Genomic DNA, 23,673 nt, shown 5'->3' on the forward strand with positions numbered 1-23,673 from the left:
GTTATCCTTAATTAATTCTTACATCTTCAAAAAATTCAAGTACATCATCTTCTTCAATATTATTAAAGTTTTTAATATGAGTACCAAAATCTTTACCTTTGACAACTTCTTTAGCGTCATTTAATTCTCTTTTTAGTGAATCAATTCTACCTTCGTGTACTAATTTACCTTTACGGTAAACTTTAACTTTAGATTTTTCTCTAACAACTCCGCTATCCATTAAACAACCAGCAATTTTACCAACTTTTGAGTAGTAAAATACTTTAACAATGTGAGCTTCTCCAATTTTTTGTTCTTCATAAATTGGTGCTTTTTCACCTTCAAGTAATAATTGACAATCATCAATAATTTTATAAATAACACTGTGAGAAACAATATCAATTCCTTGATTGGTTGCATTTTGTTTAATTGCAGGAAGTACTTTGATATTAAAAGTAAAAATTGTAGCATTTGATGCTTGAGCAAGTAATAAATCTGAATCACTTACATTTCCTGCTGATGCACTAATGACTTTAATCATTGCATCATCATTTTCTAAACCATCAATTTGGTGCTTAATAGCTTCAGCAGTACCTGCTACGTCACTTTTAATAATAATGTTAATTACTTTTTTACCATCAGTATTAGTTGTGGTATTTTGAGTAATTGAATTCAATTTATCTTGATTGTATTTTTCTTGAGCTAATTTCTTAGCAAATTTTTCATCATTAAAACCAACAAACTTATCACCAGCATTAGGTGCATAATTTAAACCTGAAATAATAGCAGGAGATCCTGGAGTTACTTTGTCAATAATATTCCCTTGAGGGTCTTTTAACATTCTAATTCTTCCACATTTGCTTCCAGCAACTAAGAAATCACCTTTATATAAGGTACCATTTTCCACAATAATAGTAGAAACAGCTCCTACACCTTTATCAACTCTAGATTCAATAACTGTTCCAATTGGATAACGTTTAGGGTTAGCTTTTAACTCTAAAACATCTGCAAGTATCATAATAGCATCAAATAAATCTTTTAATCCTTGACCTTTTAATGCAGAACCATAAACAATTTGAGTATCTCCACCATATTCTTCAATAATCACATTACATTCTGCAAGCTCACCTTTAATACGATCTAGGTCTTTATTTGGTTTATCCATTTTGTTAACAAAAACAATAATAGGAACTCCTGCAGCTTGAGAGTGTTGAATTGCTTCTTTGGTTTGAGGCATAACTCCATCATCTGCAGCAACTACTAAAATAACAATATCAGTTACTTTAGCACCTCTTGCACGCATTTTAGTGAAAGCTTCATGACCTGGAGTATCTAAGAATGTAATCTTATTCTTTTTGTGTTCAATTTGATAAGCTCCAGTATGTTGAGTGATACCACTACTTTCAGTAGCTACAATATTTGAATTTCTAATTTTATCAATTAAAGTAGTTTTTCCATGGTCAACATGACCCATAATTGCAATAACAGGTGTCTTTTTAACTAAGTCTTCTTCTTTATCTTCGAAATTAACTTCATCTAAAAAGTTAGTTGCATCAATATTGGTTTCTTTTTGAAAATCAAAACCATTTTCTAAACATAATTCTGCGATTTCTTCTTCTTCTAAAATGTGGTTTAAATTGTACATTTTTCCTGCTAGGAAAAATTTCTTAATAATATCATTTGCATTTAATTTAGTTTTTGATGCAAAATCACTAATTGACATTTTTCCAGTAAAAATGAAAATCCCATCTTTAAGTTCTGTTTTAGTGGTTTGAAGTTGTTGTTTAATTTCATCCACGTTACTAATTCTATTTTTCTTGCTCATTAAGCACCTCCATAAGTTGTTGTTCTATTGTTTCATAAGTTTCCTTTGTAAAGTTGGTTCTAAATACACGATTTAAAGCTTTGGTCTTTTTTAATTTAGCTCAATTAGTTGCATTAGGAATAAAATAAGCTCCTCTATTAGGTAAATTTTTATTTAAATCCAATGTTACTTCTTGAGTTTTTTTATTATAGTTAAATCTAACTAATAAACTAATATCAACTATTTGATTAGTTACTATACATTTTCTTGTATAAGTTTTATTCATCTTCTCACTCATCATCAAAATCATTTAAATCTAGATTTGAACTAAGTCCATAATTAGCTAAATCATTATCCATTTTGAAGTCATTAAGTTCGATTTTTGATTTTTTGTAAGCTTGTACAGCTTTTTTAGGTTTTGCTTTAACTTCGTTTTCTTCTTTAGTTTCTACTTCGTCTTCAGCAATAAACTCTTCATCAAATATTTTATCAATTTCATCAACAAAATCGTATTCATCTTCATTTTCTTCAAGTTGAATATTTAAATTTTCTTCACTGAATAAATTATCTAAATCACTTGAATTAATAGTTTTATCTTTTGCTTTCTTTCTTGAATTACGTTTAGTTGCAGTTTGCTCTGATAATTCCAATTCCTCTTTTTCGCTATTAGCAATAAAATTAGCAACATCATTACTAAATTCACTTAAATCAATTTCTAGACCTTTAAAGTATTTATTAACTTTAGAATGTCTATGATTTGCTTTAGCAGTATGGAACATTGGTTTTTCATATAAATAACGTTCTTTGAATTCAAAATCTTTTTCTGTAGCTTCTTCAGTAGTTAAAATTTCTAATTTTACTGCAAGTAATTTTGAAGCTAATTCAATATTAATTCCTTGTTTACCAATTGCAACCATAATGTCATTTGGTTTTACAATAGCAATATATTTACGTCCTTGAGTAACTACATCAAGTACTTTTGCTGGAGATAAAGCATTTTTCACATATTCAAGCATATCTTCACTATAACGAATGATGTCTACTTTTTCTCCTTTTAATTTATCACTAATGGCTAAAATTCTTTTAGCTCCTTCACCAAAGATTGATCCAACTACATCATAATCAAATTCTTTTTTAGGATTACTTTGAATAGCAATTTTAGCTCTTACTCCTGGTATTCTTTGGATTTTAACAATTTCAATATCACCATTAGCAATTTCTGGGATTTCATTGTGCATTACATCAAAAATCTCTTGTGGAGAATCAGTAGATACTTCACAAATGCTTAATTTACTATCAGGATTAATACTCTCAAGATAAACATCAATAATTCCACCAAGTTTAATATCTAATTTTTTATTTACTTTATTTGAAGGTAAATAAGCAGTAACACCATCTTCAAATTGTAAGTTGTATGAACCTTTAGAGTTTTTATTTAAAACTTGGGCACGAATTTTTTGACCAATACGATTTGAGTATTTTTCAATAATTCTTTGTTTTTGAGCTAATTTTAAAGATTGAATAAATCCGTTTTTAATAGCAATTTTGGTTTTACCAGGTAAAACATCAAAATCAATTGGTTTTGAAATATAAACAATTCCATCTTCTTCATAAGTATCAGCTTTAAGCATTCTTGCATCATCTTCAGTGATGTATGAAATTCTTTGAATGTCAACTTCTTGCTCTTCTCCATCATGAAATTCAAAATCATTATCAACAATTTCACAACGTGAGTTTAAAATTAAAACACTTTGTTGGTCAATGTCTGAAATAATTTTAATTTCAGCATCAGGATCAATATCACGATTAATTGCTTTAGCTAATTCTTCTTCAAAAATTGCTAATACTTCTTCATATGGTAAATCATATTCTTTAGCATAACCAGTGATAATTTGAAATCACATTTTTTGTTCATTGATTAATGTTTTATTATTTTTTGTAACTTTACTCATTTTGCTCCTTAAAATTTAATATATTTTTCAACATCTTTGATGTTGTCTTTGGCAATTTTTATTTTTCTAAATTGACCTTTTTTGTTTCATTTAACTAAAATTTCATCACCTAAATCTTCTAATAATTCAACAACAAAGTGATTTAATCCTTCAAATGATTTAACTGTATTGATTTTAACCATTTGATTTATATATAAATTAATATCATCTAAATTAATCTCTAATGGTAATCCTGCGGATTGAATTGATAAAGACATTTTTTCTTCATCATATCAATCTTGCTCTATTATTCAACTAAAAATTTTTCTTGTATATTGTTCTACATCATTTAAATTAGTAGTATTAAGTGTGATTTCTAATAAATCAGACTTTAAACTTGCTTCTAAAATTATTGAGCCAAATTGATTAGTAATTGCTTTTTTGTAGTCCATTTTTGCTCCTAAAAAATATTAAAGAGTTGCATATAGCAACTCGATGTACATGAATTATTTTTATTATATCATTTTATAAATAAAGCCTTTAGACTTTTTATTTTAGTTATGAAATTTTGCTTGATATTTACATATTAATTAAATATAAATAAGCATCATTGCAGTTTAATTAATATTAAATTAATCATTTATAATATATATAAATTATAGAAAGTGATCAAGATGGATAAAAATAAAGTAATAGATAAAATAATAAATGAATCATTAGACAAAATTATGTCTGATAGATTTGGTAGATATTCAAAATACGTCATCCAACAACGTGCATTACCAGATGTTAGAGATGGTTTAAAACCGGTACAAAGACGGATTTTATATTCAATGTTTTCTTTAGGATTGGATAATGATAAACCATATAAAAAATCAGCTAGAATTGTTGGTGATGTTATAGGTAAATATCACCCTCATGGAGATTCTTCAGTTTATGAGGCGATGGTTAATATGAGTCAATGGTGAAAAATGAATATTCCACTATTAGATATGCATGGAAATATTGGTTCTATTGATGATGATCCTGCAGCTGCTATGCGTTATACTGAAGTTAAAATGGCTAAAATAGCTAATTTAATTTTAGGAGATATTAAAAAGAATACTGTGCAGTTTATTCCTAACTTTGATGATTCAGAAATTGAACCATTAGTATTACCTTCAATTTTTCCTAATATTTTAGTTAATGGTGCTAAAGGGATTGCTATAGGAATGGCAACAGAAATGCCACCACATAATTTAGGTGAAATTTTAGATGCAAGTATTGCAAAAATTAAAGATCCATTTATATCAAGTGATAAATTATTAAAAATTGTTAAAGGTCCAGATTTTCCTACTGGAGGAGTAATTAAAGGAACTAGCGGAATTAAAGAAGCTTTATTAACTGGTAAAAATGATAAAGATAAAATTAAACTTTTTGCTAAATATCAAATTTATCAAAAAGATAAGCATCAATATATTGAAATCACTGAATTACCTTATGGTGTTGTTAAATCAAAATTAGTTTATGACATTGATGTTTTAATTAATAACAAAGCAATTGATGGAATTATTGAAGTTAAAGATCAATCTGATCGTGATGGAATTAATATTTTAATTACGCTTGAAGCTCAAGCTAATGTTGATAGTATCTTAAGTTATTTATGTCAAAAAACTTCATTACAAGTTAATTACTCATATAACAATGTGGTAATTAAAAATAATTCTCCTGTTAGTTTAAATTTAAATGGTTTAATTGAATCTTATATTGAACATATTAAAGATATTAAACAAAAAACTTTAACCTATGATTTAAATAAGTTTCAATTACGCTTAGAAATTGTTTTAGGTTTTATTAAAGTGGCTGAAATTACTGATCAAATTATTGAAGTTATTCGAAAAAGTGAAGATTCAAAAGCTGGAGTTATTAATAATCTTCAAAGTCATTTTAATTTTAGTTTAAATCAAGCTAAAGCTATAGCTGAATTAAAACTTTATCGTTTAAGTAAAACTGATGCTAAATTATATTTAGATGAAAAATTAGAACTTGAACAAGAAATTAAACGTATTTCAAAATTATTGAATGATGAAAATGCTTTTAATCAATATTTAATTGAGCAACTTGAACAAATTAAAACTAATTTTGCTACTCCAAGAAAAACTAAAATCGAATCAGATGAGTTTGATTTTAGTTTCCAAGAATCGGATTTAGTTAAGGAAGAAGAAGTAAATATTGGTATTTCTCGTCATGGGTATATCAAACGTATTTCTCAAAGAATTGCTGATAGCAATGATTTTAATAATTATGTATTAAAAGAAGAAGATTACTTAATCCATTATGATAAAGCTAACACTTTAAACAATTTCTTAATTTTTACTAATTTAGGTAATTATGCAATTATTCCAATTTATAAAATCAATGAATCTAAATGAAAAGATTTAGGTATGCATTTAACTGATTTTGTTGATATTAAACCTAATGAAGAAATTGTCTCAATTATGGAAATTAAAAATTGAGAAGCTTGTTTATATGTGGTATTAGGTACTAAAGATGGAATGTTTAAAAAAACTTTATTAAAAGACTTTTTAGTTTCTAGGTTAAATAAAACTTATACAGCAATTAATTTAGCTAAAAATGATATTGTAGTTAATGCTTGTTTAAGTAATGGAATGAAAGATATAGTTATATTGACCAACAATGGTTTTTCATCTAAATACTCAGAAAACGATTTAGGTCTTTATGGACCTAAAGCTAAAGGTAATAAAGGGGTATATCTTTCATTAAAAGATACAGTTGCAAGTTTTGTGCTTGCAAGTAATGATGATGTAATTACTTTTATTACTGATAATGGATATCTTAAAAAAATTAGAGCTAAAAAAATTCCTTATATTCCTAAAAACATTAAAGGTAAACCAATTTTTAAAGATGAAAAAATGCTTGAGTTTAATATCTCAGATATGTATGCAACTTACAAAAATGATATGTTAATTATTAAAGATACTTTAGGATCTACTTTCTTACAACCTATAGAAACTTATAGTTTCTCTAAAGCTAATCCAAATTTAATTGAAATAACTGTGGATAATCTTTATAAAGTTCGTATTAAAAAACATTATAAAGATACTTTAATGAATCAAATAAATTCATATGTTCAAGAAACAATTGAAGAAAAAAATACTTTGATTAACAACAAAAAAGAATTAGAAAATATTGAAGATAATTTAAATGATTTACTCTCAAAAATTGAAGGTAAATTAAATAAAATCAAATAGATTATTTAATTAATATTATTAAAAGAGAAAATTACAAATAATCCAACTAAAAGCAAAATAAAATATTCTATGTTACTTATATAATGTGCATAATGAAATTAATTTAAAATAAATACCACAATTTATAACAATAAAGCTAATTTAAAACTAATAATCAAAATTCTTAATAGTTAATTTATACTTCTAGCACTAGAATACTAGCTAATATAAAATTTTTATATTTTGTTTTTTAATGTAAAATATTGTTATTAATTAACAAATAAGTTAATTATCAATTTTAAATACTTAATAATAAAAAATAGTAAAGGAAAACATGCGTAAAGTAGTTAGATTAAAAAATAAATTACGTGCAGAAAAACGTGCTAAAAAACTTGCTAAAGAATGTGCAAGAGATAAAAGAAGAGCTGAAAATGCTAATGCATAAAATATGTTGATTTCAACATATTTTTTTTACTTAACTTATGATTTGCTAAAATAATTAAAAGGTATTAAATTCAATAAAATAAAAAGGAATTAAAATGAGTTATAAAGCACTATATCGTAAATATCGTCCTAGTAATTTCGATCAAGTTATAGGACAAGAACACATTGTTGAAACTTTAAAAAACATTGTCCAATCACACAAAATAGGTCATGCTTATTTGTTTTCTGGTCCTAAAGGAACAGGAAAAACTTCAATGGCTAAAATCTTTGCAAATGTCTTAAATTGTATGCATACTGATGATTTAGTTTCATTATGTAATAATTGCTTAACTCAAAGTGAAAACAATTTTGATGTTTTAGAAATGGATGCTGCGTCAAATAATGGTGTAGATGAAATTAGAGATTTAAAAGAAAAGATTGAGCAAGCTCCAATTAATGGTAGATTTAAAGTTTATATTATCGATGAAGTGCATATGTTAAGTAAAAGTGCTTTTAATGCTTTATTAAAAACCTTAGAAGAACCACCAAGTCATGCAATTTTTATTCTTGCTACAACTGATGTGCAAAAAATTCCTTTAACTATTTTATCTAGAGTTCAAAGATTTAATTTTCATAGGATTAATGATGCTAATATCATTAAACACTTAACTAAGATTTTAGATTTAGAAAAAATTAAATATGAGCCTAAAGCTTTAAAAGCAATTGCAAGATTATCTAGCGGTGGAATGAGAGATGCTTTATCAATTGCAGATCAAGCTAGTGTATTTAATAATAATTCAATTACATTAGATAATTTAATGGAAAATTTTGGAATTACTTCTAGCGATCAAATTATTGAAATTATTAATTTAATCGCAAATCAAGATTTAATTAATCTATTAAATAAAATTGATCAAATGCAAAAAAATGGAGTAAATTGATTTGATTTTCTTTCAAATTTAATCACCATCAATAAAGAATGATTAATCTATGTAAAATGTCAAGACCCTTCAATGTTAGAAGAACTGAACATAGATCAAATTAAATTATTACAATTAAATGTTGATTTATCAATGAGAATCAATGATATTTTATATGATATATTTATCAACTTAAATAAAAGTGAATTTCCTTTTGAGTTTATTGAGCTAGGGTTAATGAAATTATTTAAACAACAAATTAATAAACCAATTGAAAATAATATTTCAATGGTGGAACAAATTACTCAAAAACGTAAGCAAGAAACTAAAAAGATTGAACCAGTTGCTCAACCTATAGTTAATCCTGCTCCAGTAATTCAACCAATAAAAACTCAAGATAAAGTTAATGTTGAACCTATTATTAAACCTGAATTTAAACAAGAATTTAATAATCAAGAAACAATAAATAATACTATTGATTATGAATTAGATTTTGTTCCTAAAAATATTAATAAAACTACTAGTAAAAATAATGAATATTCAATTGATGAAATAGCACATATAGCCTATTTTATTAATTCAAATAAAGAACTTAGACAACAAAGTTTAAATCAAACATCAAACTGGAAAAAGATTTTAGCTAGTGCTTCAACTAATCCTGATTTTCAAGGTCAATATGATATTTTTCGTAATTGTGCTTTAATTACCGCTCATGAAGATGTTTTTATTTTTAGATGTGAAAATGATGAATATGTAAATCAAATTACTAATAATAAAACTAAATGAATGCAGAGCTTTTTTAAAAATTATTATCGTAAATACATTAATTTAATTGCTGTAAATCCTAAGACCTTAAATGAGGTTAAAAATCGTTTTGATATTATCAAAAATGAGAATAAAATTAATAGTGCTTTCAAAATTCCATCACCTTTAATTGAATTAGATGAAAAATCTCAAATTGAACAATTAAATGAAGATGCACTTAAAATATTTGGTGATACTATAAATATAATTAAAGAATAAGGAGTTATTATGAATCCAGAATTTATCAAAAGAATGAAAAAATTACAAAAAGAATTAGAACAAAAACAAGCAGAATTAGAAAATAAAGAATTCACTGTTGAAAAACAAGGTATTACAGTTACAATGAAAGGGAACTTCCAAGTTCTATCAATTAATATTGATGAAAGCTTAGTAGATCCTGAAGACAAAGATATCATTGAAGATTTAATTTTAATTACTATGAATGAAATCATTGACTTAATTAAAGAAGAACAAGAAAAAATCTCACCACAAACGCCTAGTGGTCTTGGATTTTAATGCTTGATACTTTTAGTATCAATGATTTTATTGATCGAATTAAAAAAATACCAGGAATAAGTAAAAAACAAGCAGAAAAAATGGTGTATTGAATTCTTAACACTGAACAACAAGAAGTATTTTTACTATCAAACGCTTTTAAAAAAGTTAAAGAAAATGTTACTTTTTGCTTAGTGTGTGGGAATGCTGTTGAATTAAGTAATTGCAACATTTGTAATGATGAATCTCGATTAAATACTCTTTTAATTGTAGAAAATGTTGCAATTATTGATAAAATCGAAAAAGCTAATATTTACAAAGGTAAATATTATGTTTTTAAGCACTATTTATCAGATGCATCATCATTAACTAAGTATCAAAACGAAATTGATAAATTAATAAATCACGCTAAACAATTTAGCGAAATAATATTAGGTATTTCACCTGATTTAAAAGGTGAAATGACTAATATTTTATTAAAAAATAAGCTAGAAGCAGTTGGGTTAAAAACATCTCAATTAGCTATTGGAATACCTTTAGGTGCTTCTTTAGATTATATCGATCCACTTACATTAAAATTTTCATTATCTAATCGACAAAAATAAAGGAGTATATATGTTTATATCATTTGAAGGACTAGATGGTTCAGGTAAAACTACTATTATTGGTAAAGTAAGTCAAAAATTAATTAAGGATTATCCTTTTTTAAATATTGTTTCTACTAGAGAACCTGGTGGAAAAGACATTAAAGAAGCTGAAAAAATTCGTGAAATCATTTTAGATCCTAACTCTTTATTATCTCCTGTGGCTGAAGCGTTATTATATACAACTAGCAGAAGAATCCATTTAGAAAGAGTTATTTGACCTGCTTTAGCTAAAAATGAAGTAGTTTTATGCGATAGATATGTAGATAGTTTTTACGCTTATCAAGGATTTGCCAGAAACTTAGGTTATAGATTTGTTAAAGATATGACTCATTTTGCTATTGAAAAAACTATGCCTGATATCACTATTTTCTTTGAAATCACTCCAGAAGAAACTTTAATGCGTAGAGAAAGTAATAGATTAATTAAAGATCGTTTAGAAAATGAAGAACTAGATTTTCATCACAATGTTTATGAAGGATATCACCAAATCATTGAAGAGGATCCTAATCGTTTTGTTATTGTTGATGCTAATTTAACTATTGATCAAGTATTTGATCAAGTTTATAATCAAATCATTAATCATCCTAAATTTAAAGAATACTTAGCTAATTTAAATGTTAAATAATAATGTAATTAAAATGTTAAATGATGCCAAAAATAATAATAAATTGGCTCATTTATATTTATTAGATGTTCCAAAAGAATATTCTTGTGATAATGATTTATTAAACATAATTAACATTATTAATAATCAACAATTAGATAGCTTAGATGAGAATAACATACCTTTTAATATTAAATTAATTGATGGTAGTTATCAATCAATTAAAAAAGAAAGCTTGGATAATTTGTTTTATCAAGCTTCTTTTTACAATCATAAAGATTTAAAACAATTATTAATTTTAAAAGAAATTAATAATTGTTCAATTCAAGGTTTAAATTCAATCTTAAAATCAATTGAAGAGCCTACTGATAATACTATTATTATTTTAACTACTAGCGATATAGCTAATTTATTACCAACTATTATCTCTAGAGCTCAAGTATTAAAACTTCAAGCTTATAGTGCTAAAGATATTTATGCTCATTTTATTGGTAAAGGTTTTACTGAACCATTTGGTTTAATTAGTGGTTATTTAACTAATGATTTAGATTTAGCTTATAAATATGTTGATGATCAATATATTGCTTTGTTTGATGAATTATTATCATTAATCAATGATGTACAAAAAAATCCTTATGCTTTATATCACTTTTTAAATCAAAATATTTCAAAAGATGATATGACTAAAACTAATTTCTTGCTTAAAAGTATTAAATTAATACTACAAGCACAAACTAAGATACAACATACTACAAAAAATAAGTATGTTGTATCAATTTATAAAATCAATAATAAACTCTTAAAACATAATCAAGGTTTAATGACTTATATTTTAGATATTAATCAATTTTATAATGCAATTAAAAATGATGGTAATTTCACTTTACATAAAGAAGTTTTATTATTAAAATTAATGGAGTATTATGGCTAAACTTTATATTGTAGGTGTTCCTATTGGTAATTTAGAAGATATTACCTTAAGAGCATTAAAAACCTTGCAAGATTGTAATATTATTGCTTGTGAAGATACTAGAGTAACTAAGAAATTGCTTTCTTGTTATACTAATGCTCCATATAATTACTTAATGGATAATAAAAAATTATTAACTTATAATAATTACACTGAAAATAAATCAGCTAAAGGAATTATTAATTTAATTAACCAAGGAAATGATGTGGCTTTGGTTTCAGATGCAGGAATGCCAGTAGTTAGTGATCCAGGATTTGAAGTAATTAAGCAAGCTAGAGAAAACAATATTGAAGTTGAAATTATCCCCGGAGTTAATGCTGCTATTACAGCTTTTGTTGCTTCAAATTTTACTTCAACTTTTAGTTTCAATGGTTTTATCAAAGATAAAACCCAACAAAGAATTAATGAACTAAAAAAACTTGACATAGGTACTTATATTTTTTATGTTTCTCCACATAAATTAGAACAAACTCTAATTGATATTGATAGCGTTTTTGCTAATAATGCACAATTGTGTTTAGCTAAAGAATTAACTAAAATGTATGAAAAGTTTTATTATGGAACTGCGTTAGAAGTTTTAGAACAATTAAAAAATGATAATGCTATCAAAGGTGAATTTACTTTAGTTTTAAATATTCCTAAAATCAAAAGAGTGAAAGTTTCTAAATATAAAAAAGATGATAATTAAAAATACTAGATATGAAATCTAGTATTTTTAATTAAACTCAATTTTTTGACTTAAACGGTTATTAAGCTGAATTTTCTTCTCAGGAATAATAGGATTTACTTGTCATTTATTTCAATGACATTCTCTAATAAATTCATCAATACGATTTATTCCATTATGCTCTTTTAAAGTAATAACAACCCCAAACCTAATACCTTCTTTTTTTTCTTTAATACTTCTTTTAGAAGTTTTAATTTCTAAACCTCAAGTTTTACGAGAATATGATTTTTTTGCAATAGGTCTTTTGTTTATGCTTTCAGCAATGTATTTAACATTATCTCATTTTCGATATTGCTCTCTAACTTCAGTTTCATATAAATAAGGATTTTGCTTAATTTCATCATCATTTTGCTTTTTATTTTTAATATCAATAATTGTTTTATTATCATTAACTCTACCAAAATGTATATTTAACTCAGTATTTGTATAATCTACTCCTTGGTTTCTATTGCAACGAGGAAAATAACACATTGTTGCTTTTGCAAAATAATGAAATTTATCATCTTTTAAAGGTACAGGAAAATTATAATTAAACGTATTTCATTCTTTACTAATATCTGAAATCACAAATTTTATTTCATCTTTTTCTGATTTAATAATTTGGTTAATGTGTATAGGTACTATACCATGACCGTATAATGCTAATTCATCAGCTGATATTTGATCATTTCAACCTCTTGCAGCATCAATAATCATTGCTTTAGCAACTTCTCTATTAAGTTCTAAAACATCAATTAAGTATGATAGTTTTCTAGCAATTCAAGGTGCTGCGTATGAAGTACCTGTTACAAATACTTCTCCATTTGGATCATATGCTTTAATTTTACATTCTTTACTTCCACCATAATAACTAACATCTGGTTTTAAAAAGAATGATAGAGCTGGACCTTTTCTTGAATATACTGCACTTTCATTATCTTTAGTAACTGAATTTACAACTAGTGCATTTATTGAATCTGCAGGAGAACCAATTTTTAAATCTTTATCTCTAGATTTTTTATTAGTTCCTGCAATAACAAAAATTACATTATTTTTATATTGAATTTCGTCTAAAATTGCTGCTTCTGCTGAAATAAAATTATCATTAATTTCTTGATCGCTACCTAAAGATATATTTCATACTCGAATATCTCTATTGGCTGCAATAATTGCCTTTATTTTTTTAATAATACTAAATGATGAGAAGTTTTTACCATTGGTAACTCCAAAATGTCTAACTTTAAATCTTCCACATCCATCATCCAATCAAGGATTTAAGGTTGGTCCATCTACAATAATTGAAGAAACTGTTGTTCCATGAGCATAAGATCCTAGATCTGTAGATACATTATTTGAAACTTCATTTCTAAAATCTACTCATTTAGAAAAATAAACATTTTCATCAAATAATGTATCAATAACTCCAATGGTTGGTTCATTAGCAGGTTCAGGTATAGTTATAGCACTTTTTGTTTCTTGAGAATTGTAATTCTCACTATCTAATTTAGTTATATCAACAGTGCTCATTGAAACTAAATATGGTGCTTTTTCCATTAAAATCTTTAATTGATCATCATCCAAAAACACCGTATTATTGTCTAAAATCCTTGTGCTTAAAATATCTATCCCTAGTTCTTTAAACAAAGAAATAGTATCTTGCTTGACATCAAAGATTGTTATTAAATTTTGTTTTAAATCAAATGATGCTTTTTCAATGCTAAAACTTTCAATATATGAAGCATCTGCTATAACTCCTTTAAAAGCAGAGATTGATAAATCGTTTTTATCAAATAAATTGGAATTGACTATATTTTTATTGTCAAATGTTTTATGATCCATTTTACCATTAAAGAACTTATCTAATTTAATTCTTGTTTTTTGTAATAATTTAATGCTTTTATTTAAGTTTTTGGATCTTATAAGATAAGTGATTATATGTTTTGTTTTTTCTTTATTAAATTTTGCACCAACTACAGCTTCATTACTTTTATCACCCATTAAAAGTGTTCTAATACGATTACTTTTTGCTGCAATTTTATTGTAATTAACACTTAATAATATCCCTTTAAAGAATCTTGATTCATTATTTCAAAAACTTTGTATGTCTTGAAGTTGTTTCTCCAATCTTAGTAAAAAACCTGAAGTAACAACAAAATTACCATTCATTTTAATATTAAAACCAGTATGTGATGGTCAGGAATTTTGCTCGAAATGAATACTTTTAAGTTCTAAAACGTTATTCATTATCCATTACCTCTTTGTTTAGTTTTCTTGCTACAGAACTTTTTGATTGATTTTTTAATTTTTCAATTTCTCTAATGGTAAACCCTTGTTGATAAAGCTCATCAATAGTTTTATCATCTAAATTACCAATTAAACTATTGTATAACCTTTTTAAATAGTTAAATTCATCATCTAAATCACTAAAAGCTAAAGATGTTCTAATAATATTCTTTAATTCCCCAGGATTTGGTAATTCATTAGCTAAGTTAAGAATCTTTTTAAATAAACGAATGTCTTTAGTGGTGTTTTTAAAATTCTTGATAAATAAAGATAAACAATTTTGAGCAACTTCAATTAAATCTTCTTTTTGATATCTATTAAAATCAATGACTGCATCAAATCTTCTAGTTAATGCCTTATCCATATTTTCATATAAATTAGTTGTTGCAATTACAATAACATTTTTATTAATATAGTTTAATTTATCTAATTCTTTTAATATAGTGCTAGTAGCTCGACCCATTTCTCTAACATCATTACTATTAATTCTATCTAGTGCAATTGCATCAATTTCGTCAAATAAAATAATTGCATTATCATGATTAGCAATTCAATTGATATCTTTAAATAATTCAGTGATGTTTTTATTAGTTTGTCCTAATTTACTATCAATTAAGCTTTCAAAATTAACAATAAATAAAGATCTTTCAAGCATTCTTGCTATATTTTTAGCAGCTTCAGTTTTACCAGTTCCTGGTAGTCCTTGAAATAAAAATCTATTCACTCCAACATTGTGATTAATCGCATTTAAAATCCCTTTAATATCTTCAAAAATAGGATATGGTAAGTTTAAAGGTTCAAGTTTTTTTGTATCAACATAATTTATAAAATCAGTATCAAATTGCACATCTTGAGGCACAAAAACTTGCAATTCAGTGATTAAACTTAAAATATAATCACAAATATCTTCATCACCAATGCTATCAAAATACCTAGCAATAATCTTAGCTTCGTTTTTGAATGATCTTTCATCTTTATCATAGTGATATTTAATTAAATTAACAACATTTCTCTTTTCCATTTTTATGCTCCTTACATACAAAAATTATAGCACATATGGGACATTAATTTTATATATGGGACAATTTATCATAAATATTTAAAAAGTACTAGGTTAATAAAATCTAGTACTTTTTTGCTTTTTGGATTAATAAATGTTTGTTATTTATTAGATCAAAAATGTTTTTTTATATTCATTTAAGTTTAAAAAATAGAACTTATACATATATGTAATTTTAATGTTAATGAATACAATATTCATAAACACTTAGCTATACCACTTAATGCTTTGAATATATATATATATATATATATAATAAAAAATATTAGCTTTATATTTATTCAAAATAAATAAGCACAACAAATAAAAAGGAGAATTAAATAAAATGGAATTATATTCAGTTATTGAATATTCTGGTGGTACAGACCCAGATTGATTAGTATGAAAACATCCTAACTCAATGGTTAATCGTAAATCTAAATTAATTGTAAGACCTGGTCAAGTTTGTGTTGTTATTAAATCATGTCAATTGCTTAAAGTTGTAGAACCAGGTACTTCAAACATTGATTCAGAGTGATTACCAATAGGTAAAAAAGGTTTCACTCGTTTATTTGGTGGTTCAAATGCTTATCCACTTGAATTTTACTTTGTAAACAAAAGATTAAAATTAGATTTAAAATGAGGAACTGCTACTGATATTAAAGTTATTGATCCTAAATTTAAAATTAGTTTTGGATTAAAAGCAAGAGGTCAAATGGGAGTTTCTATTTCTAGATATGACTACTTAATTGACCGTTTAATAGGTTCGTTTGATGAAGATGGAATTGTTAAGTTTTCATTTATTAGTCAACAAATTAGAGGTTGAGTTAATCAAAACATTAAACGTGTTATCTCAACAGCTATCCAAGTTAAAAAATTAAGTTATTTTGATATTCTACCTAGAATTAATGAAATTAATGAAGACTTTTTAGCAGCAATTAAAGAATTTACTGATAGATTAGGTATTGAAATAGTTACATCAAGTATTGAAAGTATTGATGCAAGTGATAAAGATATCGAAAGATTAAACTTATTTGTTGATAAAGGTGCTGCTTTAGATTACTATGGTGAAAATTATGAAAAAGTTCGTGGTTATGATGTTTATGAAAATATGTCTAAAAACCAAGGAACTGTAGGTGCTATATTTGGAATGAATACAGCTAGCTCAGTAACTGCTGGAGCTAATTTAATTCCAAATAAAAAATCTAAAAAAGAAACTAAAATACTTATAAAATGTCCTGAATGTAATAATAATGTTGAACAAAATGCTAAGTTCTGTAATGAATGTGGTACAAAGATGATCAATAGTTGTAAATCATGTAAAGAAGTTTTACAACCTAAAGCTAAATTCTGTGTAAACTGTGGAGAAAAAGCTTAATATGAAATCAAATTTCTTACAAAATCTTAAAAGTTATTGATTATTCTTATTTATTAGTACATTAATATTAGCTATTTTTGTTGCTATTCCTGCAGTATTAGATATTCAAGATAAATTTGGTGAAATTACTGTCTATCCTGATAATACAGGACAATTAATTTGATATATAGTATTTAAAGCTTATGCTATATCATTCTTTTTATTTGTTGTTTACTTTATTGCATTTAGCAATAAATGTGCAAGAACTGTATCAATTTATTTAATTATTATTACCTTAATTTTACAATTTACACCTTTACTTGCTAGAACATATACTTTAATGCTATTTTCAATGGGGCTAACAGGTGCAAACATTACTTTATTTATTCTTATGACTATTGTTTTAATTGCTTCATTGCTTTCATCATTTATTTATATTAAATCAAGTATTAAAATGGCTAATGTTGATAAGAAATTTAAATCACGTGAAACATCACTTAGATCACGTTATGAATCAGATGATCAAAATCACTACAAAGGATTATATTAATTATGTCAAGTCAAAATTGTGCTCACTGTAATGCACCCATTACTTCATTAGATGCAACCAAATGTGAATATTGTGGTAATATCGTTAACTATGATATTCAAAAAGAAAAACAAAAGAAAGAGAGAAAATCTCCAAAAGCAGAAGTTGTTAAAATAATTAATCACTACTACCAAGCACCAGAACAAACAGAAGAAATTCCTCCAATTTCATATTTCTTAAAAGAAATTGAAGCAAACACTATTTGATTTAGAGTTTGAAAAATGTTTGTTTATATGATTCTATTTGCTATTTCAGCAACAGTTTCTATAGTTTTATGACAAATAAAATCAGTTGGATATTATGCTTTAATCCCTTGATTTATTGCTATATTTACAGGTTGATTCTTTTTAGGAAACTTAAGAAAAACAAGAAGATTATTCATTGGTGGTACAGACATTATTAAAGCCTTAGGTTTAAAACATAGTTGTAGATTAGGAACATTCCCTGCTTTTTGAGGAATGTTCATTACTGGATTTTTCTACTATATCACTTTAAGTTCCACAATACTTATTGGTACAGGTCATTTTCCACAACCTATAGCTTGACCTATAGTTTGTTTAGCAATAACATTAACTTTAATGGTAGTATTTTTCATCCTTCAAAGAATCACATATAAAAGATTAGAAAAATTTATTAATCAATACAGAGATTAATTTAAAAATACTAGATATCTATCTAGTATTTTATTTCTTACTTTATATTTAAAATAAAACTTCATCAGATGATGAAGTTTTTAATTTTATTTTTCTTTATATTTGTAGTTACTTATTTGTCCATAAACTAAAGGATTTTCTAAATATTTTTTATAGTGTTTTTCACTTTTTAGTGTTCATAATAAATATGGAATATTAAATTTGTCATACTCTTGAGCATGTTCATCATAAATATCAATTCAAGGATTTAAGAATGAACAGATTTCTAAAATTCTTAATGGATCAATTTCTTTAAATGCTGTATGTTTCCATCATAAAAATCCTAATTTATATGATGGATCTAATTGATGCATTCTTTCAAGAGAATTAAAGTTAAATGATGAGAAAACGATTTTATCTTTTTTCTCATAGTATTTAAAACTAATTAAATTATGAATGTGTCTTTCAATATCTGGATATTCATAAACATCAGTTTTAATTTCAATGTTAATAATTTTAAATTTATCTATATATTTATCTAAAAAATCTTCTAAAGTGAGTAATTTTTGACAAGGAGTAGTAACTTTAAAATTTGAAGCATAATTTAAAGTTCTTAAAGTTTTAAGTGATGAACTTTTAATCACGTGATTGTGATTAGCTGTACGTTTAGTATCTTCATCATGGATAATAACTAAGTTATTATCCTTAGTTAAATGTACATCTAATTCAACTCCATCAAACCCAAAAATATGAGCTAAATTAAAAGCTAAATCTGTATTTTCTGGAGCTATAGAACTATAACCTCTGTGGCCTAAAAGTAATTGTTTTTTAATCATTTTCTAACTTTCTTCAACGGTGGAATGTTAAATTATATCTACTATTAAATCTTGCATTTGAAATATATACTGCTAATCCTGCAAGTAGTCCTATTATTGCTATAACAGCACCTATAGCAATAATAATTTGATAAGCAGTAGGATCAGTATAAGTAAAAGTAGGGCCTGCAGAACTTGCAGTATAGTTAAAGTATTGACCATGACCTGCAAGTGCATTTGGAATTTCTCTTTTGAATGATGAAACTATTGGTGTTGAGATTTGGAACATTCAGGCATCAGAACTAAACCCAACAAATGATAAGATAGCTGTAATGGTTCCATATGTTTTTTTAGGAATCTTAATTTCTCCTTGTTGTGCATATCTTAAAGTTACCATTATTCATGAACAAGAAACTATCATAAAGAACAAGACATTCATCACAATGAATAATATTCACATAACTGGTGTTGAGTAAGTGATATATGATCCATTAAATCCAGGTATAAACATAAATGTTAATACTAAAATAACTCCAACTCCAGTAGTCATAACTAATAAAAGAACAAAGGATCTAAATCCATCAGATAATTTAGCTAATACACTAGACATAGCCATTCTTAGACCATAAATCCTTAAAGCAGCTAAAATTGTAAATGTTAATGCCGGAATAGATAATGAAGCTCCTAAGGTATTAACCATTAATTGGTTTAAGTAGTAGGTAAATGTTGATTGGAACATATACATTCCAAGCAATAACACACTTAAAGCTCATACTTTTCAATCTGAAATAACTTTTACAATAGTTTTTCACTCTAAGCTTGATTTATCTTGCGATTCTTTTTCTTTAACCAAGAAAATCAAACCAAGAAGTAATATTAATAAAAATCCTGAAAAGGCAAAGATATAACCAGCAAAAATAGCAGAAGTTTTAGCATTAACTGCTTTAATTGCTTCTGTATTAGTGTTATCTACACCTGCTTCAACACCTTGAATAATAGAAAGAACAATTACTCCACCAATACCAGTGAAAATAACTCCCATTAAACCATTAAATCCACCTTGTAAGCTATAAGCTAAAGCTTGATCTTTTCCTTTAGCTTGTTGAGACACAAGTTTTCATAATGGAGTTCAGAAAAATGGAGTAGTACTTACTCCTCAAAGAGCATAAATAGCATAATATTGATAATTTAAAAGTGGTGTTTTTTCAATTGATCCACCATATAAAATTAATAAAGCAAATCAAACAGCTCCCACTATTGTAAGTGAAACACCGATTATCAATAATTTCTTAACTGAGAATTTGTCAGCTAATCAACCTCCAGGAAGTTGAGTTATTAAAGTAACTCAACCAACTATGGCTGCCATTTGGGTAAATGTAGCTTCATCTACGTGTAATTTGGTATAAGTATTCGGAATAAAATTTCTAATGTAATATGGTAATGCTATAACAAAAACATCTAAACCTGCAAGAATAATCAAAATGATTATTTTCTTTCAACCCATTTCCTTCATTCTAGAGATTAAACCCATTATAAAACACACTTAAAGTTTTTATCTCTTGGACCTTTGATCGCATGATAAATATCAACAAAATAATAACTTAGTCCAATGGTAATAAAAATTGGTGGAAAGATTGAAATTAAAATAGTCATTTGGGTGATTGTATCTTTTAGTGCTTCGTTGTTCATATTAGCATTTTTATAACTAACAAAATAGTAAATCCATAAACCAACTAAAATGTTAATTACACATAAAAACATTAGTTTTGTTACTCCTGAAATCTTTTTACCTAAATAAAATCTGTCTATTCCAAAAAATCCAAGAAAAATTGAATAGTAAATTACTTTTTGCTTTGATAAATTTGGATTAGAATCTTTACATCAGTAATCAGGGATAACATTTTCTTTAATTATCCCTTTTTCAACTAATTCTTGACCTCTTTTGATGTCATCTTCAATTTGTTTTTTTGTAAGAAAAAATTTTCCCATATTTTTCCCTCCATATTTATCATAGCACTTATTTTGATTTATTAAGTAATTGTTTCCATATTTTCACAAATTTTTCATAAATTTTTATTTTTCTAGGAAGTCTAACACCACCTTTACTGCTTCTGCTTTATTTTCATATCATAAATTATGACCACATTTAGGTACTTCAAACACTTGGATATTAGGTTGAACGCTTTGAAAATATGCTTTAATCTTTAAACGATTAATAATATCATCTCCTACACCGTATATTAAAGCTAAAGGTTTATTAAATTCCTCTATAGCTACTCTAGTTTGAGCTAGAAAATCATAATCTAACATACTATTACCTAAGTTTCTATAATAAGGTAAATCATCTTTATGTTTAATAAATCATTCTTTAGTATTTTGATTAATTTGTTTATTAAATAACATCTTTAAAGGATGATAATATGATCTTTTAACAAAAGCTAATTTAGCTAATAATGTTTTAGCTTCAAAAGCATATTTTAATTGCTTTTGTATTTCCATTGATGTTTCATTCAACGGAGCAATTAATATCATCTTCTTGATTAAAGGTTCTATTTTAGCACTTAACACCATTGCTATAGCTCCACCCATAGAATGACCAATTAAATAAATATTATTAAGCTTTAATGATAGTATATATTGATATAAAATATCAATATAACTATTAATATTCATTAACTCGGGATTACATTGACTATCTCCATGACAAGGTAAATTAATTGAGTAAATGTTATATTCTTTAGATAATTCTGGATAAAAATCATTGAAGTTACTATAATCCGCAGTTACTCCATGAACAAAAAAGACATTCTTGTCTTTTTTGTTATCTATTTCTAATGTTTGTAATTCTAAATTCTTATAAATAAACATAAGGCCTCTTTCTTTTTTTATGCTATAATATTAGAGAAAACGCCGTCATAGCTCAGTCGGCAGAGCACATCCATGGTAAGGATGGGGTCGCTGGTTCAAGTCCAGTTGTCGGCACCATTTCATTTTTGACCAATTAAGACCTTATTAGGTCTTTTTTATTTACCCTTACCTACTATTATTATAATATTTTAAATAGAAAAAGCAGACCATTTGGTCTGCTATGATTATTAAGACATATTATTAAAAAACCGATTTATCAAATTATATTTAAAAGAAAGGTCGAAAATATAAATTAAATAACACAAAAGAAAACTTTAATGTAAATATAACTTTGGAGTATAAAAAACTATAAAAACTATCTAATTAAAATGATTAAATTTTAAGTATCAAAAACAAAAGAGGTACATAAAATTATTTAAATTAGTGATAAATCGGAAAGGGAATTTTAAAAATAAAAACAATAAAAACTTTAATTACAAATAAAACACTTTTATTAAATGTGAAATATAATGAGTGCCACCATAACTCTACGATGGCCATATTATTATAATTAAATATAAGTACTTTGTTTTAAAAATTGAATGTAATATACACCTTTTTAACAAGATTTTTGACCATACATATTAAAAAATGTCTGTTTAAATTAAGTTGTTTTCAAATTTTTAATTTTAGGCTTAATCTATTTAGTAATTAATTCTTTAAATCTAATATTGATTAAAGCTATTTAATTAATATTAGATGCATACATTTATTAGTTTATAACTAATAAAAAGTTATATAATGTATGCATGTTAGAAAATTTTACAAATAAACAAACTGATGAATTTGTTGTTGTAAAAGATAAAAACAGAACAATGTTTTATGGATTAACATTAACATTCTTTTCTATTGCAGTATTGTTAATGTTTGGTTTATCTTTTGCAACATTATATATTCTTAGATCACAATTCTTTGTTGAATTATTTTTAAGTAATAAAGGTCTTTATTTAACTATAGGCTGAGCTGTATTACTTATTGCAACTATATTTATTATATGATTTTTAAATAGAATGAAGCTAGTTGGGTTAATTATTTCCTTCCCAATTGTCTTAATTACATTATCTTCTGGTATTGGTATTTTATTAAATCAATACCAATACTTAAACCCAAATACTGATGTAGTTAAGTTATTAGGAATAATGTTAATCCCTGCAGCTATTATGTTAGTAGCAGGTATTCTTGGAACATTTAATTTAGTAGATATGAGAGCTATTTCAATTGTTTCTATTTTATTATTTGTTGCATTTATTATTGCGTTTATTGTTTCATTCTTTGTAGATCGTGCAAACTGATGAATTGCAGTAATAGGAGTTGCATTATTAAGTATTACATCTATTATTAATTGATACATAATTAGAAAAGAAGCTGATTTAGCTACTTATAATACACCTAAAGAAGTTGTTACTAAAGCATTATATTTTGGTATTAATACTTTTATATTATATGCACAACTACTATGATATATATTAGAAATGTTCATCGGCACTAGTAGAGAATAAAAAAACTAGAGTTTAATAACTCTAGTTTTTATTTTATAT

21 protein-coding genes and 1 tRNA gene are annotated in these 23,673 nt (G+C 25.5%); 12 read left to right on the forward strand and 10 right to left on the reverse strand.

All coding sequences use genetic code 4. The annotated features are described in order from the left end of the window. Positions 1 to 7 precede the first annotated feature (7 nt). Genes infB through GE118_RS03730 form a run of 4 tightly spaced genes read right to left on the reverse strand, consistent with a single transcriptional unit; the run spans position 8 to position 4,166 of the window. The gene (infB, locus tag GE118_RS03715) at positions 8 to 1,804 is read right to left on the reverse strand and encodes a translation initiation factor IF-2 (protein WP_158764075.1); all 1,797 of its coding nucleotides are present in this window, start codon (positions 1,802 to 1,804) and stop codon (positions 8 to 10) included. Beyond that, positions 1,788 to 2,069 (reverse strand): YlxR family protein, encoded by a 282-nt coding sequence (locus GE118_RS03720; protein ID WP_233262747.1) that lies wholly within the window; start codon positions 2,067 to 2,069, stop codon positions 1,788 to 1,790. Before GE118_RS03720 ends, infB begins: the two co-directional genes overlap by 17 nt. Then, positions 2,062 to 3,735: a NusA N-terminal domain-containing protein gene (locus GE118_RS03725; protein WP_158764077.1), complete on the reverse strand. Its 1,674-nt coding sequence runs from the start codon at positions 3,733 to 3,735 to the stop codon at positions 2,062 to 2,064. The genes GE118_RS03720 and GE118_RS03725 overlap by 8 nt, the downstream gene beginning before the upstream one ends. Before the next feature lie 8 nt (positions 3,736 to 3,743). After that, positions 3,744 to 4,166: a ribosome assembly cofactor RimP gene (locus GE118_RS03730; RefSeq protein ID WP_158764078.1), complete on the reverse strand. Its 423-nt coding sequence runs from the start codon at positions 4,164 to 4,166 to the stop codon at positions 3,744 to 3,746. A gap of 222 nt (positions 4,167 to 4,388) precedes the next feature. Here GE118_RS03730 and GE118_RS03735 point away from each other — a divergent pair, with 222 nt between their 5' ends. The 7 genes from GE118_RS03735 to rsmI all read left to right on the forward strand — a co-directional run bounded on the left by GE118_RS03735 (position 4,389) and on the right by rsmI (position 12,495). After that, positions 4,389 to 6,965: a DNA topoisomerase IV subunit A gene (locus tag GE118_RS03735; protein ID WP_158764079.1), complete on the forward strand. Its 2,577-nt coding sequence runs from the start codon at positions 4,389 to 4,391 to the stop codon at positions 6,963 to 6,965. A 518-nt stretch (positions 6,966 to 7,483) separates the two neighbouring features. Then, positions 7,484 to 9,310 (forward strand): DNA polymerase III subunit gamma/tau, encoded by a 1,827-nt coding sequence (gene dnaX / locus GE118_RS03740; protein WP_158764080.1) that lies wholly within the window; start codon positions 7,484 to 7,486, stop codon positions 9,308 to 9,310. A gap of 9 nt (positions 9,311 to 9,319) precedes the next feature. Then, positions 9,320 to 9,607, forward strand: a complete 288-nt coding sequence (locus GE118_RS03745; protein WP_158764081.1) for a YbaB/EbfC family nucleoid-associated protein — start codon at positions 9,320 to 9,322, stop codon at positions 9,605 to 9,607. After that, complete coding sequence (locus GE118_RS03750; protein ID WP_158764082.1) at positions 9,607 to 10,191, forward strand: toprim domain-containing protein; 585 nt, start codon at positions 9,607 to 9,609, stop codon at positions 10,189 to 10,191. The genes GE118_RS03745 and GE118_RS03750 overlap by 1 nt, the downstream gene beginning before the upstream one ends. 10 nt (positions 10,192 to 10,201) lie before the next feature. Beyond that, positions 10,202 to 10,858 (forward strand): dTMP kinase, encoded by a 657-nt coding sequence (gene tmk / locus GE118_RS03755; RefSeq protein ID WP_158764083.1) that lies wholly within the window; start codon positions 10,202 to 10,204, stop codon positions 10,856 to 10,858. Further along, positions 10,848 to 11,768: a hypothetical protein gene (locus GE118_RS03760; RefSeq protein ID WP_158764084.1), complete on the forward strand. Its 921-nt coding sequence runs from the start codon at positions 10,848 to 10,850 to the stop codon at positions 11,766 to 11,768. The genes tmk and GE118_RS03760 overlap by 11 nt, the downstream gene beginning before the upstream one ends. Continuing rightward, complete coding sequence (rsmI, locus tag GE118_RS03765; protein ID WP_158764085.1) at positions 11,761 to 12,495, forward strand: 16S rRNA (cytidine(1402)-2'-O)-methyltransferase; 735 nt, start codon at positions 11,761 to 11,763, stop codon at positions 12,493 to 12,495. Before GE118_RS03760 ends, rsmI begins: the two co-directional genes overlap by 8 nt. A 27-nt stretch (positions 12,496 to 12,522) precedes the next feature. Here the strand turns inward: rsmI and GE118_RS03770 are convergent, their stop codons facing one another. After that, positions 12,523 to 14,757 (reverse strand): S8 family peptidase, encoded by a 2,235-nt coding sequence (locus GE118_RS03770; protein ID WP_158764086.1) that lies wholly within the window; start codon positions 14,755 to 14,757, stop codon positions 12,523 to 12,525. Beyond that, entirely contained in the window at positions 14,750 to 15,817 is a 1,068-nt protein-coding gene (locus GE118_RS03775; protein ID WP_158764087.1) for an ATP-binding protein, read from the reverse strand. Before GE118_RS03775 ends, GE118_RS03770 begins: the two co-directional genes overlap by 8 nt. 364 nt (positions 15,818 to 16,181) lie before the next feature. Between GE118_RS03775 and GE118_RS03780 the strand changes: the two genes are divergently transcribed. From GE118_RS03780 to GE118_RS03790, 3 genes are read left to right on the forward strand one after another with little or no spacing between them, the layout of a single operon-like run. After that, the gene (locus tag GE118_RS03780; protein WP_158764088.1) at positions 16,182 to 17,213 is read left to right on the forward strand and encodes an SPFH domain-containing protein; all 1,032 of its coding nucleotides are present in this window, start codon (positions 16,182 to 16,184) and stop codon (positions 17,211 to 17,213) included. 1 nt (position 17,214) lies between these two features. Beyond that, positions 17,215 to 17,742, forward strand: a complete 528-nt coding sequence (locus GE118_RS03785) for a hypothetical protein (protein WP_158764089.1) — start codon at positions 17,215 to 17,217, stop codon at positions 17,740 to 17,742. 2 nt (positions 17,743 to 17,744) lie between these two features. Continuing rightward, complete coding sequence (locus tag GE118_RS03790) at positions 17,745 to 18,434, forward strand: hypothetical protein (RefSeq protein ID WP_158764090.1); 690 nt, start codon at positions 17,745 to 17,747, stop codon at positions 18,432 to 18,434. 86 nt (positions 18,435 to 18,520) lie between these two features. Here GE118_RS03790 and GE118_RS03795 read toward each other — a convergent pair whose 3' ends face one another. The 4 genes from GE118_RS03795 to GE118_RS03810 form a co-directional block, all read right to left on the reverse strand. Next, a complete protein-coding gene (locus GE118_RS03795) occupies positions 18,521 to 19,249 on the reverse strand; it encodes a glycerophosphodiester phosphodiesterase family protein (protein ID WP_158764091.1) in 729 nt (242 codons plus the stop codon). Continuing rightward, complete coding sequence (locus GE118_RS03800) at positions 19,242 to 20,741, reverse strand: MFS transporter (protein WP_158764092.1); 1,500 nt, start codon at positions 20,739 to 20,741, stop codon at positions 19,242 to 19,244. Before GE118_RS03800 ends, GE118_RS03795 begins: the two co-directional genes overlap by 8 nt. A 17-nt stretch (positions 20,742 to 20,758) precedes the next feature. Then, positions 20,759 to 21,217, reverse strand: coding sequence for a TM2 domain-containing protein (locus GE118_RS03805; protein ID WP_158764093.1), 459 nt, complete (start codon positions 21,215 to 21,217; stop codon positions 20,759 to 20,761). Between the two features lie 84 nt (positions 21,218 to 21,301). Continuing rightward, a complete protein-coding gene (locus tag GE118_RS03810; RefSeq protein WP_158764094.1) occupies positions 21,302 to 22,096 on the reverse strand; it encodes an alpha/beta fold hydrolase in 795 nt (264 codons plus the stop codon). A 41-nt stretch (positions 22,097 to 22,137) separates the two neighbouring features. On the opposite strand from GE118_RS03810, the gene GE118_RS03815 reads away from it, so the two are divergent. Both GE118_RS03815 and GE118_RS03820 read left to right on the forward strand, forming a co-directional pair. After that, positions 22,138 to 22,213 (forward strand) — tRNA-Thr (locus GE118_RS03815). A gap of 671 nt (positions 22,214 to 22,884) precedes the next feature. Next, entirely contained in the window at positions 22,885 to 23,634 is a 750-nt protein-coding gene (locus GE118_RS03820; protein WP_158764095.1) for an MAG0110 family membrane protein, read from the forward strand. The last annotated feature ends 39 nt before the right edge of the window (positions 23,635 to 23,673 follow it).

Source organism: Mycoplasma sp. NEAQ87857 (assembly GCF_009792315.1).
Lineage (GTDB): Bacteria > Bacillota_I > Bacilli_A > Mycoplasmatales > Metamycoplasmataceae > Mycoplasmopsis.